This is a genomic window from Corynebacterium phoceense, assembly GCF_900092335.1.
Taxonomy (GTDB): Bacteria; Actinomycetota; Actinomycetes; order Mycobacteriales; family Mycobacteriaceae; genus Corynebacterium; species Corynebacterium phoceense.
This window is the reverse complement of the sequence record NZ_LT596208.1, coordinates 1,497,731-1,510,017: the sequence shown is the minus strand read 5'-3', so window position 1 is coordinate 1,510,017 and position 12,287 is coordinate 1,497,731. Positions and strand designations below refer to the sequence as shown.

The window sequence follows — 12,287 nt, the reverse complement described above, 5'->3', positions numbered from 1 at the left end:
GCGGGAGCCTCGGCGGCCTGGGCGGCGGCCTCGGCGGCGACGCCGGTGAGCTCGACTTCCCACTCGCGCCAGCGGGTCTCCTTGCCGGCGGGCAGGAAGGACTTGGCGGTGACATGGTCGTCACAGAACTCGACGACGGGGTTGCCTTCGGGGTCCGCGTAGGTGATCTCGGCGCGCTTATTGTCCACCTGAGCGATGGGCTTGAGGGGGAGGTTGCGCACGAGCGAGCGGATTTCGGCGAGCAGCTCGGCGGGGACGATGTAGTTGCCGTCCGCGGCGTCATCGAGCGGGGCGTGGAGTTCTTGGCGGCCAGCGGCGGTGGGGGTCTTGATGTGCCAGCCGGAGTCGTTGCCGCCGGTGCGGCGACGCAGCGTCATCTTGGCGCGGGTGAGACGCAGGTCCGGGGTGTCGAAGTAGATGGCGGAGAGCTCGTGGTGCTCCTCGCGGGCGACGGAGCCGATCTCAGGCAGCGTGGTGAGATCCGGCAGCTCGGCGGAGCTGTCGACTGCGAATTTGGCCTCGATTTCGAGGGCACTGGTAATGGCCATCTACTCTTTCCTTTTCCTCGACGTGTGGGTGTCCTTCTGGGCCCGATCCTACCTTTTAGGGGTAGAAAGTGGCCCATAATGATGCGTGGCTGTGGTTACGCGGTGAGCGCCCGCTGGCGCGCGTCGAGTCCGGCCGAATCGCCGCCCAAGCGCGCGGACTCAGCGGCGGCGATGCCGTCATGCAATCCGTCGAGGTGCGTCGCCGACAGCGAGAGCGTCGACAGGTGAGGGAAGAGACGGTCGCGGGTTTCCTCGGCTGCGGTCAGGCGGCGGGCGAGGACGGGCAGTGCCTGCGAAGCCACGGTAGCGAGGTCCGTGGACGAGGAGGGCGCATCTTCACAAGACACGGCGGAGCCGGAAGTGGAGTCGTAAGAATTCGCCTCCTGCAGCAGGTCACCAATCCTGGTGGCGTAGGACAGGCGGAAGCTACGGCGGTAGGCCGCGGTGGTGCGGGTGCGCTTGGCCTCGGCAGCGCCGGGGGAGGACGTGAGGAAGTGCTCGCACTGGCGGGCGAGTGAAGCGTGGAGATCGATGACATGGTCGAGGTCGCCTGCGGTGCCGATGAGCGAGACCAGCCCGCGGGAGTCGATGAGCACGCCGGTGACGCCGTTGGCGTAGCAGACTGCGGCGAGCAGGCTGAACTTGTGCTTGACGTACGGGGCGTCGAGATAGACGCGGCGGGTGATGGGGGCGGCATGGGGATCCTGCAGGGCCTCAGTGAGGCGGTGGGACTGGCGCAGGGACTGGGCGCGGGCGATGAGTGCGTCGGCTTCCTCTTCGAATTCGGTGGACTCGGCCTTGCGCAGGAGGGCCTCGATCTTGCGGCGGATCTTGGCGGCGGGGTCGGATTCGGGCGTCGTGGGTGGGGTGAGGAGTTCGACGTCGCGGAGCACCTTGAGGGAGGTGAGCTCCGCATGCCAGGAGGGTAGAAGACCCACGTCGTAGAAGGGATCGGCGGGTGGCAGTAACCTGAGCCAGGCGGCGCGCAGGTAGGGCGAGGCTACGCGCGCGGGCACGCGGATGGCAGCACGGTGGGCTAAAGGATGGATGGCAGGGCCGAGGATGTGGAATAGGTCGTCTGGGGTCCAGCCGCGCAGGGCGGCGATGACGATGTCGTCGACGATGGTGGTGGGGCTCATCATGGCGTTCTCCTTGAGTGGTTTTAGTAAGAGTGTTCTAACGGAGTGCGCTTAGACTCGCATGGTGCGTGGACATGAATGAGGCGAGACACCCCCGCGGGCTACCCCCGAGATGCTCTGGTGAGCTGGGCAAAGCGGATGAAAAGTACTGCCCAATAGAGTTGGCAGCTCCGCTAGAGTGAAGGGCATGAATAGCCAACACGAGTTTGTCCTGCGCACCGTCGAGGAGCGCGATATTCACTTCATCCGCCTGTGGTTTACCGATATTTTGGGCGGCTTGAAGTCCGTGGTCATCAGCCCCTCGGAGTTGGAGGACGCATTTGAGGAGGGCATCGGCTTCGATGGCTCCTCGGTGGAAGGTTTTTCGCGCATTTCGGAGTCGGACACCATCGCGCTTCCGGACCCGTCCACGTTCCAGATTCTTCCGTTTGACCAGGACGATCCCAACCTGCAGTCGGCGCGTATGTTCTGTGATATCCAGCAGCCGGACGGTCAGGCCTCGCTCGTGGACCCGCGCCAGATTCTGCGCCGCCAGGTCGCGGACGCCGCGGCGGATGGCTTTAGCGTCAAGGCCTCGCCGGAAATTGAGTTCTTCCTGCTTAAGGAGCTCAAAGAGACGGGCAAGTTGAAGCCCACGGATAACGGCGGCTACTTCGACCAGGCGAGCCAGAACACCGCGCCGCGTTTCCGCTCGTATGCGATGCTGGCGCTGGAAGAGATGGGCATCTCCACGGAGATGAGCCACCATGAGACAGCGCCAGGGCAGCAGGAGATCGACCTGCGGCACGCGGACTTGCTCACCATGGCGGATCACATTATGACCTTCCGCTTCGTTATTAAACGTGTGGCCACCAACCAGGGCATTCGCGCGACGTTTATGCCCAAGCCTTTCGAGGAGCACCCGGGCAACGGCATGCATACGCACTTCTCGTTGTTTGAGGGAGAGACGAACGCCTTCCACGATCCGGATGACGAGTTCGCGCTGTCTACGACGGCGAAGCAGTTCATCGCGGGCATCCTCGAGCACGCCACGGAGATGACCGCCGTGACCAACCAGTGGGTCAACTCCTATAAGCGTTTGATGTTCGGCAACGAGGCGCCGGGTTCGGCGACATGGGGCGTGTCCAACCGTTCGGCGCTCGTGCGCGTGCCCACGTATCGCCTGGGAAAGGCGGAGTCGCGCCGGGTGGAAGTGCGCAATATCGACGCGCTCATGAACCCGTACCTGGGCTACGCCGTCATCCTTGCCGCGGGGCTCAAGGGTATCCGCGAAGGCTACGAGCTGGGCGAGCCGGCCGAGGACGACGTCCATTCGCTCACCCGCCGCGAGCGCCGCGCGATGGGCTACAAGGATCTGCCCACCTCGCTCGACCAAGCGCTGCGCGTCTTCGAGCGCTCCGAGTTCATGGCGGACATCCTCGGCGAGCACGTCTTCGAATTCTTCCTGCGTTCCAAGTGGGACGAATGGCACCGCTACCAGGCGCAGATCACCACCTCCGAGCTGCACACCAACCTGGACTTCTAAGCTATGGCGAAGATTCCCTCACCTGCCACGCTGGGGCTTACTCGTCCCACCGCGGCGCAAGACCTCGAAGAACTCGGCTGGACCACCGAGGAGACCATTCCGCTGCTGTGGACGCTCGCGGCCTGCGGTAACGCGGACGTCGCGCTCAATACCCTCATGCGCATCCACGACGCCGCCCCCGAGCTCGAGCCCGCCATGCGTGCTGACGAGGCCCTGCGCGTGCGTGTCCTCGCCCTCCTCGGCGGCTCCACGGCGCTGGGCGATCACCTCGCCGCGAACCCCGAGCTGTGGCACGAACTCGCCAAGCCGCTGCCCACCGTCGCGGAGTTCTACCAAGAGATGCTCGGCGCCATCGAGGCACGCCCTGCGGCCTATGAGACGGAGCTGACGCGGCCGGATGGGGCATCGGCAAGCTTGAGCGGGCCCGGCACCTACGTCGCGGGCATCCGCGAGGCCAAGATTTTGCTCAAGTCCACCTACCGCACGCTCGTCATGCGCCTGGCCGCGCACGACCTGGCCGGCACGCTGCACTCCCGCAAGGGGCAGACCGTGGCCCAGCCCGAAGTCCCGTTCCGCGAGGTCACGCGGCTGACCACAGGGCTTGCCGATGCCGCCCTTACCGCAGCGTTAGCCGTCGCCGTCCGCGTCGTCTATGACGACGCTCCGCTCGACGCCCAGCTGGCCGTCATGGCCATGGGCAAGTGCGGCGCGAACGAGCTCAACTACATCTCGGACGTGGACGTTATCTTCGTCGGCTCCGAGGCCACCCCGCGGATTACGCGCGTCGCGGCGGAATTCAATCGGATTGGTTCCGCGTGCTTCTTTGAGGTCGACGCGAACCTGCGGCCGGAGGGCAAGTCCGGCGCGCTCGTGCGCACGCTTGATTCGCACGTGACGTATTACAGGCGCTGGGCGGAGACCTGGGAGTTTCAGGCGCAGCTCAAGGCCCGCGTGCAGACGGGCTACCTGCCGCTGGGCGAGGACTACATCGCGGCCGTCAAACCGATGGTGTGGGAGGCCTCCCTGCGCGACTCCTTCGTCGAGGACGTTCAAGCCATGCGCCGACGCGTGCTGGAGAACGTCCCTCCGGAGCTGAAGACCCGCGAGCTCAAGCTCGGCACGGGCGGCCTGCGCGACGTCGAATTCGCAGTGCAGCTCCTCCAGCTCGTGCACGGCCGCTCGGATGAGTCGCTGCGCGTGCTCAATACGATCGAGGCGCTCGAGGCGCTGGTCGCCGCAGGTTACGTCGGCCGCGAGGATGGCCACCAGCTCATCGAGGCCTACGAGTTCCTGCGCCTGCTCGAGCACCGCCTCCAGCTCGAGCGCTTCCGCCGCACTCACCTGCTACCGGAGGAGGGCGACGCCGTCGCATGGCAATGGCTCGCGACCGTCGCCGGGTTCAACCCGGACGGCGCGCAGTCCGCCTCCCAGGCGCTCGCGAAGCGCCTCAAAGAAATCCGCGTGCTCGTCAATGATCTGCACTCGCGCCTGTTCTACCGGCCGCTTCTGCATTCGGTGGTCAATCTCGACTCGGATACGCTCAAGCTCTCGCCGGCCTCGGCGAAGCTGCAGCTCGCAGCACTCGGCTACATGTTCCCGGACCGCGCCTTCGAGCACCTCACCGCGTTGGCCACAGGGTCCTCGCGCAAGGCCCGCATCCAGGCCATTTTGCTGCCCACGCTCATGGGCTGGCTTGCCGAGGCCGCGGACCCCGACGCCGGCCTGCTCAACTACCGCCGCTTGTCCGAGGCCGCCTACGACGCGACGTGGTTCCTGCGCATGCTCCGCGATGAGGGCATCGTGGGCCAGCGCCTCATGCATATCCTCGGCACCTCGCCGTACGCCGCCGAGCTCATCATTTCCTCGCCCGACGTCGTCAAACAGCTCTCGGACGGCGCGACCGGACCCAAGCTGCTCGAGACCTCGCCGCAGCAGGTGTCCACCGCGCTCGTGCGCTCGACTAAGCGCCACGCGGATCCGGATAAAGCCGTCGCCGTCGCACGTTCACTGCGCCGCATCGAGCTCGCGCGTGTCGCGGCCGCGGACCTGCTCGGCTTCATGGACGTGCGCGAGGTCTGTCTCGAGTTGTCTACCGTGTGGAACTCCGTGCTCGAGGCCGCGCTGCGTGCCGAGATCCGCGGCTGGCAGGGCGCCCATAAGGCACCCGAGGACGCGGACTTCCCACGCCCGCCCGCGCGCATCGCGGTTATCGGCATGGGCCGCCTGGGCGGCATGGAGCTCGGCTTTGGCTCGGACGCGGACGTCATGTTCGTCGCCGAGCCCGCCGAGGATGCCGTCGACCCCGAGACCGGCGCCCCCGTCGACGAGACCACCGCCGGGAAGTGGGCCGTCACCATCGTCGACGNCTCGACCATTATCTCAAGACCACGCGGCACGCCCGCCGTGTCGTCGATGAGGTCTTCTGGGGCGAGCCCGAGTCTCTCGAGCACGAGGAAGGTCCGTTCTAACTGCCGGTTTCCTGGCAATAGCCTGCCGATGCCCCCTTATCCCTAGGCAGCGCCCCCACGCGCGGCCTAGGCTAGATAAGTCACTTGAAACACGGAAGGCGGACGGACCACCCCATGGCTTTGACTCTGCGCTTGGATCTTTCTTCGGCGAATGTTGCAGACCTGGAGGCGCTGCTCGCAGCGGCGCGCGCCGGGGGCATCGGCGGCGAGGGCCGCGTGAGCCTCGACGGNACCGGCGCCCCCGTCGACGAGACCACCGCCGTGAAGTGGGCCGTCACCATCGTCGACGGTCTGCGCCGCCGGCTGGCCAAGCCCTCGGGCGACCCGCCGCTCGAGGTCGACCTGGGCCTGCGCCCCGAGGGCCGCTCCGGTCCTGTCGTGCGCACCATCGCTTCCTACGAGCGCTACTACCGCGAGTGGGGCGAAGCCTGGGAGATGCAGGCGCTCCTGCGCGCCGCATTCATCGCCGGTGACGAGGAGGTCGGCTCCCAGTTCATGGAGCTCATCGACGGTTTCCGCTACCCGGCGGGCGGTGCCTCCGAGTCCACGATTCGCGACATCCGGCGCATGAAAGCCCGCGTGGACAATGAGCGCCTGCCCCGCGGCGCGGACCGCAATACGCACCCCAAGCTCGGCCGCGGCGGACTCACGGACATCGAATGGACCGTGCAGCTGCTCACCATGATGCACGCCCACGAATGCCCGGAGCTGCGCAATCCCTCGACGCTAGGCACGCTCGACGCGCTCGAGACCCACGAGATTCTGCCCGCCGCGAAGGTGAGCGCGCTGCGCGAGGCGTGGTGCCTGGCCACCGACGTGCGCAATGCGCTCGTGCTCGTGCGCGNGAGCGGCCGCCAGAATCCGCCGCGCACCCCGGGCTTCGGCGAAAACGAGGCGCGCTAGATGTCGCGACGTTTCATCAACGCGGCGCTGTCTGTTTTCGTCGTGGTCGCCGTTGTGGGCCTGGGACTGTGGTTCTACCTGCGCGACCGCGCACCCGCCGGCGCCCAGACCGTGGGTGAGGCCGTCGCGGAGCTCAGCGGCAGCTCCACGAATACGGACACGATAAGCTCCAACCTCGTCACGGTCCTTGATCGCCTGGGTGTGTTCACACACAGCCCGCTGCACGACCCGGCGCAGTCTCCCGCGCCGGACACCGCGGAGTCGCGCGACGAGCTCATCTCGCGCATGGAACAGGCCGTGGGCCGCGGCGAGCTCACCGCCTTCGAGGCTCGCGCCGTGCTCAAGGCCTACGACCAAGGCCTTATCACCGGCGGAGAGTCGCCGCTCGTTGTCCTGGACTCCGGCGAGGCCCCGGAAACTTCTGAGTCTTAAACCGCGTCTTCAGCAGCGTCGTCCTCGATGGCGATAATCTTCACGCGGCGCGGCGCATGCGGCTGGAAGCGCTTCTCCACGAAGTGCGTGACCACGATGCCCGCCAGGCCGAAGAGCCACACGCCCAGCACCGCGAGCGCGCCGTGGCGGAAGTCCGCCCACTCCATGCCGCGCGAGCTTAAGACCATGCCCATGATCTGCGCGCCGAGCATGCCCGCGACGAAGCCGCCCATATTCGCCAGGCCCGTCGCCGTCGCCACAACGTCATGCGGCAGGCGCTCGCGGATCTTGTCGAACCCGTAATTCGACACCGGCTGCAGCAGTGCCATGACGAACATCATGACCACGACGACCCAGAAGCCGCGCGGCGAGCCTGTCGCGAAGAACAGCGCCCAGCACACGATGTGGGTTGCTGCGAAAGCGAGCGCCACCCAGTCGCGCACGCCCGACAGCCGAGCAGAGATACGCCCGTGGATCGGGCCCGAGAGCACCATGAAGACGGTATTAAGGGTGAGCACGATGCCGGCGGCGGCATCGGAAAGCCCCATGGCTTGCGTCATCATGGGCATGCCCCACATCATGACGAAGACCGGAGCGGCGAGCATGCCCGAGAAGTGGATGAAGAAGCAGTTCCACGCCGTCGCCGAGGTGACGACGGCGGCGAGGCGGGCACGGAGGCTGGGAACGGGGGCATCGGAAGGCGCGGCGGCGGGAAGAATGCCGAGCTTCTCCGGGGAGTCCGCGACGGCGACCGAGGCTGCGAGCGCGACGAGGATGCCCACCGCGCCGAGTGTGACAAACGCCGTGGTCCACCCAGTCACGCCGAGGTACCAGAGGAAAGGAATCGCGGAGATGAACTGGCCCAGCTGGCCCAAGGCGCTTGTGACCTGCGTGAACATCGGCGTGCGGTGCAGCGGGAACCAATAGGGCAGGATGCGCATGACTGACAGGAACGCCGTCGCATCGCCGGCGCCGATGAGGACGCGCGCCGCGACCGCGACCCAATAATTGCTGGTAAAGCCGAGGACAACCTGTCCGATGCCCATGACAAGCGCACCGGCGACGAGCATCGCGCGCGGGCCGAATTTATCGATGGCGACGCCCGTGGGAATCTGCGCCAGCGCATACGTGCCCACCTGGATGGAGGTAAACACGGCGATGGCGCCGGCGGTGGAGTCGAAACGCTCGATGGCATCGAGGCTCGCGACGCCGAAAGAGGTACGGCCGGTAATCGCCATGGTGTAGACCGCCATCGCGGCGACCCACACCCACAGCGCCTTCGTGGTGATGACTTCGCGGGGGTTCGGGACCGACTTTTCTTCCGACATGGGTGTAAAGTGTACGCCCCGCCCACTATGGTGTTAGAGGTGGATTATATTTCGACGCGCAATGAAGAACGCACCCCAGCTAAATTTACGGACATCCTTCTAGGCGGACTTGCCCCTGATGGTGGCCTGTACCTGCCGTCGGAGTATCCGACGATTACCTCGTCCATGCTGGATGAGTGGCGCTCCGTGCTCGCCGACGGCGGCTATTCGGCGCTCGCCGCCGAGGTGCTTAAGCTCTTCATCGACGACATTCCCGCCGCGGACATTGAGGCGATTGCCGCGCGTGCGTACACCACGCCGAAGTTTGCCTCGGAGGAGATCGTCCCCGTCACTTCTTTGGGGGATGGGCTCTGGGTTGGCCACCTGTCCGAAGGCCCCACCGCGGCGTTCAAGGACATGGCCATGCAGCTTTTGGGCGAGCTCTTCGAATACGAACTCGGCCGCCGCGACGCGTCGCTGAATATCCTGGGCGCGACCTCGGGCGATACCGGCTCGTCTGCCGAGTACGCCATGCGCGGGCGCCGCGGCATCCGTGTGTTCATGCTCACCCCAGCCGGCCGCATGACCCCGTTCCAGCAGGCCCAGATGTTCGGCCTCGACGACCCGAATATCTTCAACATCGCTTTGGACGGCGTCTTCGACGACTGCCAGGACGTGGTCAAGGCCGTCTCCGCCGACGCGGAGTTTAAATCCACGTACGCCATCGGCGCCGTGAACTCCATCAACTGGGCGCGTCTCATGGCCCAGGTCGTCTACTATGTCAACTGCTACCTGCGCGTGACCTCCTCCAACGATGAGAAAGTCTCGTTCTCCGTGCCGACCGGCAACTTCGGCGATATCTGTGCGGGCCACATCGCGCGCCAGATGGGCCTGCCTATCGACCGTCTCATCGTCGCGACCAATGAGAACGACGTGCTCGACGAGTTCTTCCGCACCGGCAACTACCGCCCGCGCCCCGCGTCCGAGACCATGGCGACGTCCTCGCCGTCCATGGACATCTCCCGCGCCTCGAACTTCGAACGTTTCGTCTTCGACCTCACCGGCCGCGACGCCGCACGCACCGCGGACCTCTTCGGCACGAAGGTCAAGGAGGGTGGCTTCTCTGTCTCCGCCGCGGAATTGGCTGCCGCGCGTGACGAGTACGGCTTCACCTCGGGCCGCTCGACCCACGCCGACCGCCTGGCGACCATCAAGGACGTGCACGAGCGCTACAACTACCTTGTCGATCCGCACACCGCGGACGGCATCAAGGCTGCGCGCGATGCCCAAGCTGCCGATGCCATCGCAACCCCCATCGTCTGCCTCGAAACGGCACTGCCGGTCAAGTTCGCGGACACCATCGAGGAAGCCATCGGCACCGTCCCGCCGTCCCCCGCACGCTTCGAGGGCATACTCGACGCCGAGCGCCACGTCACGGATCTTCCCAACGACGTCGCCGCCGTCAAGGACTTCATCACCACATCCATCGACACCACGGAGGTCTAAAACATGGCACAGGAACAATTCGCCGGGCCCGAGTACTTCACCGAGTTCGACCCGGAGAAGTTCATCCGCGACATGAAGCAGGTCAAGGAAATGGACGAGGAGGCGGCCGAATCATCCGACTCCGCAGAGAAGACCAACGATGCCGACTCCTGATTTCATCCTGCGCCTGCGTTCCCGGATTGGCCACGAGCCGCTCCACCTGCCCGGCGTGACCGCCGTCATCCTGCGCGACGTTCCCATGGGCGCTGCGGTATGGGAGGTGCCGTCGGTGCTGCTCACGCGTCGCGCCGATACCGGCACCTGGGCACCTGTGGCCGGCATCTCTGAGCCCGGTGAGGACATCGGGGAGACCGCCGTGCGCGAGGTCCTCGAGGAGGTCGGCCTGGAGGCCCGCGTCGAGGCGCTCCTTGGCTCCGGAAAGACGGACCCCGTGACCTATCCCAATGGCGACCAGTGCACGTTCATCGACACAGCGCTGCGCCTGTCCGTGCCCGACGGCGCGGAGCCCGTGGTCTCCGACGACGAGAACCTCGACGCTGCCTGGTTTTCCGTGGCAAAGCTGCCGCCGAGCGTCCACGCTCGGCACCGCATGATCATCGCGGACGCGGTGGCGCAGATGAAGCATCCGCAGGGTTTCCGGCCGCGGGTGGGCTTCGTGAAGCGCTCACGGTAGCTCGTCCTGTTTCAAGCCAGCTCCGTCTCGTGCGGTGGGTTGGCTTTGGTTTTGTGGCGGTTTGGGCTGATTCAGAGGCCCTGAAGCGCCATAAACCCAAAGCTGCAGTCATGGGGGTGGTGGCTGGCTTTGGTTTTGTGGCGGTTTGGGCTGATTCAGAGGCCCTGAAGCGCCATAAACCCAAAGCTAGGAATTCTGCCCGCGGAACTCACGGACCCGTGCGGACACGGCCCGGTAGGCTTCGCCAGAGACGACGTCGCGGTAGCCGAAGCGGAGAATGATAAGCCCGTGCTCGGAATAGAGGGCATCGGAACGACGCTTTTCGCGGTCGAGGTTGAACGCCTGGTCCTCGGAGGACGTCCCGTATTTTCCTTTGCCATCGAGCTCGACAACGATGGGCGTGTCATTGACTCGGAAGTCCACTCGGTAGGTGCGTCCGCGCACGGTGAAGGAGGCTTGAGGGGTGACGCGAAAGTCATTGGTCGTAGTACATTGCGCGTAGAAGATTGCTTCCAAGGCAGAGTCGAGGCGAAGGGGAGGGGCGGCCAAAGCAATCATGTCTTCGATGCCGCCGAGCTTTTTGATCCCTAAGTCTCGGCATTCCTTGGCGCACTGGGCAATGTCGCTATAGGCAGTAGGTACGCGTGACATAAGGCTACACAGCGCGATGAGCGCCGCGGTATGCCCATAGAGGCGGTAAAGGTCAACAACCGTGCGTGCCGGGATGGTGATGAGTGAGCCGTTGTAGTCGCAGTAATGAGAAGCAGGTACCGCGCTGTAGAGCGGCAGCTCATAGGGGTCTTTTGTCGTTGTTGGGGCACAGTAGGTCTCGACCCGGGTGGGAAAAGCTTCGAGCCGCCAGAGTCCGACCACTGCCGCAGCGGCGTGCCCAGCGAGGAGGCGTCCGCGCGCTGCGAAGGAGTGCGCGAAGAGTGGATATTTCTCCCAGTCCGAGGTGGGAACCTCTGCGGTAGGGAAATACACGCTGCGATTGATACGCGTGAGGGTTCCGCGCCGAACGGCGCGGGAAATCACCCCACGGCTGTTCGGAATATGCGTTTGATCACGTGGGAGGATGAGTCCAGATTCGGTACGGCGGAAGTCCCCGAGCTTCCAATGCCGCCCTCTCCCCGAGACAGTCATGCTGCTCATCATAAAGGAAACAACATGACTGCGCAGGGCGAGAAGGCTAGACCGCCAGCGGCGTCGTCCGCGGGGTCACGGCGATGGGGAGGTTGGGAAGGATCTGCCTTTGATGCGTGTCTTGTAGCCGGTGTTCGGGGTGCCGTCGAGGTTGGTGGCGCGGCCACGGTTCCACCAGCCCTCATTGGAGTCGACCTCGTAGAAGCCGGTGTTGGTATCCGTGGAGAAGCGGACGGAATCAAAGAGGTAGAACTCGGTCTTGGCGTCGAAGCCGCACGTGTCCGCGATGCCCGTCGATGCCAGGTATTCCTCGGCCTTGCCGGCGACGTCGCGCGGGTAGCAGGAGAAAGGATCGAGGTGAGAGGATCGTGGACGAAGAACTTGATAGTGAGCGCCTTCTCGATGCGGAACGGGTCGAGCACGGCGGAGGCCGGAATGGTGAAGTGATTCTCGGTGCCGGGATGTCGGTGAAACGCACGTCGACGAAACGTACGTCCTAACCCTTGATAAACCTCACGACGTCCTGGATGGTCTGGAGCGCCATGGAGTTGATACTCCTCGCGAATGAAAGCTCGGCGAGGCATGGGCCCGCGTTGGTTTTCTATACGCTAAAAGGCGTGCGTCTTATCTTTCTATTATGTGC

Annotated in this window: 9 protein-coding genes and 3 pseudogenes; 7 read left to right on the top strand and 5 right to left on the bottom strand. The window is 65.2% G+C overall.

Features of this window, described 5'->3' with window-relative positions; all coding sequences use genetic code 11:
- Both BN9444_RS11335 and BN9444_RS11330 read right to left on the bottom strand, forming a co-directional pair.
- A partial coding sequence (locus BN9444_RS11335; protein ID WP_141681591.1) for a CYTH domain-containing protein occupies nt 1–548 on the bottom strand: 548 nt, incomplete at its 3' end.
- Between the two features lie 95 nt (nt 549–643).
- Nucleotides 644–1,690: a DUF2786 domain-containing protein gene (locus BN9444_RS11330; RefSeq protein WP_068801941.1), complete on the bottom strand. Its 1,047-nt coding sequence runs from the start codon at nt 1,688–1,690 to the stop codon at nt 644–646.
- 184 nt (nt 1,691–1,874) lie between these two features.
- Between BN9444_RS11330 and BN9444_RS11325 the strand changes: the two genes are divergently transcribed.
- The 4 genes and pseudogenes from BN9444_RS11325 (at nt 1,875) to BN9444_RS11310 (ending at nt 7,015) form a co-directional block, all read left to right on the top strand.
- On the top strand, nt 1,875–3,212 hold the full coding sequence (locus BN9444_RS11325; RefSeq protein WP_066488603.1) for a glutamine synthetase family protein: 1,338 nt from the start codon (nt 1,875–1,877) through the stop codon (nt 3,210–3,212).
- A gap of 3 nt (nt 3,213–3,215) precedes the next feature.
- A pseudogene (locus BN9444_RS11320) lies at nt 3,216–5,663 on the top strand (bifunctional [glutamine synthetase] adenylyltransferase/[glutamine synthetase]-adenylyl-L-tyrosine phosphorylase); the annotation flags it as partial.
- A gap of 212 nt (nt 5,664–5,875) precedes the next feature.
- Nucleotides 5,876–6,547: pseudogene (locus tag BN9444_RS11315) on the top strand ([protein-PII] uridylyltransferase family protein); the annotation flags it as partial.
- Between the two features lie 36 nt (nt 6,548–6,583).
- Nucleotides 6,584–7,015 (top strand): hypothetical protein, encoded by a 432-nt coding sequence (locus tag BN9444_RS11310; protein ID WP_066488529.1) that lies wholly within the window; start codon nt 6,584–6,586, stop codon nt 7,013–7,015.
- Here BN9444_RS11310 and BN9444_RS11305 read toward each other — a convergent pair.
- On the bottom strand, nt 7,012–8,343 hold the full coding sequence (locus tag BN9444_RS11305) for an MFS transporter (protein ID WP_066488531.1): 1,332 nt from the start codon (nt 8,341–8,343) through the stop codon (nt 7,012–7,014). The two genes, BN9444_RS11310 and BN9444_RS11305, sit on opposite strands and share 4 nt — an antisense overlap.
- Before the next feature lie 39 nt (nt 8,344–8,382).
- On the opposite strand from BN9444_RS11305, the gene thrC reads away from it, so the two are divergent.
- Genes thrC through BN9444_RS11295 form a run of 3 tightly spaced genes read left to right on the top strand, consistent with a single transcriptional unit; the run spans nt 8,383 to nt 10,501 of the window.
- Nucleotides 8,383–9,828, top strand: a complete 1,446-nt coding sequence (gene thrC / locus BN9444_RS11300) for a threonine synthase (RefSeq protein ID WP_066488534.1) — start codon at nt 8,383–8,385, stop codon at nt 9,826–9,828.
- Nucleotides 9,829–9,831: 3 nt separating this feature from the next.
- The gene (locus BN9444_RS14870) at nt 9,832–9,981 is read left to right on the top strand and encodes a hypothetical protein (protein ID WP_168162227.1); all 150 of its coding nucleotides are present in this window, start codon (nt 9,832–9,834) and stop codon (nt 9,979–9,981) included.
- Nucleotides 9,968–10,501 carry an NUDIX hydrolase gene (locus BN9444_RS11295; RefSeq protein ID WP_066510493.1) on the top strand — a complete coding sequence of 178 codons (534 nt, stop codon included), beginning with the start codon at nt 9,968–9,970 and terminating at the stop codon, nt 10,499–10,501. The genes BN9444_RS14870 and BN9444_RS11295 overlap by 14 nt, the downstream gene beginning before the upstream one ends.
- A 186-nt stretch (nt 10,502–10,687) precedes the next feature.
- On the opposite strand, the gene BN9444_RS11290 is transcribed toward BN9444_RS11295, so the two are convergent.
- Both BN9444_RS11290 and BN9444_RS14355 read right to left on the bottom strand, forming a co-directional pair.
- A complete protein-coding gene (locus tag BN9444_RS11290) occupies nt 10,688–11,485 on the bottom strand; it encodes a hypothetical protein (protein ID WP_070736062.1) in 798 nt (265 codons plus the stop codon).
- A gap of 243 nt (nt 11,486–11,728) precedes the next feature.
- Nucleotides 11,729–12,188, bottom strand: a pseudogene (locus tag BN9444_RS14355) (type I glutamate--ammonia ligase); the annotation flags it as partial.
- Between the last annotated feature and the right edge of the window lie 99 nt (nt 12,189–12,287).

What these genes read in the sequence shown, in the direction of transcription:
- BN9444_RS11295 (WP_066510493.1), top strand. Translation starts at nt 9,968, where the DNA reads ATGCCGACTCCTGATTTCATCCTGCGCCTGCGTTCCCGGATTGGCCAC.
- BN9444_RS11330 (WP_068801941.1), bottom strand. Translation starts at nt 1,690, where the DNA reads ATGATGAGCCCCACCACCATCGTCGACGACATCGTCATCGCCGCCCTG.
- BN9444_RS11325 (WP_066488603.1), top strand. Translation starts at nt 1,875, where the DNA reads ATGAATAGCCAACACGAGTTTGTCCTGCGCACCGTCGAGGAGCGCGAT.
- BN9444_RS14870 (WP_168162227.1), top strand. Translation starts at nt 9,832, where the DNA reads ATGGCACAGGAACAATTCGCCGGGCCCGAGTACTTCACCGAGTTCGAC.
- BN9444_RS11310 (WP_066488529.1), top strand. Translation starts at nt 6,584, where the DNA reads ATGTCGCGACGTTTCATCAACGCGGCGCTGTCTGTTTTCGTCGTGGTC.
- BN9444_RS11305 (WP_066488531.1), bottom strand. Translation starts at nt 8,343, where the DNA reads ATGTCGGAAGAAAAGTCGGTCCCGAACCCCCGCGAAGTCATCACCACG.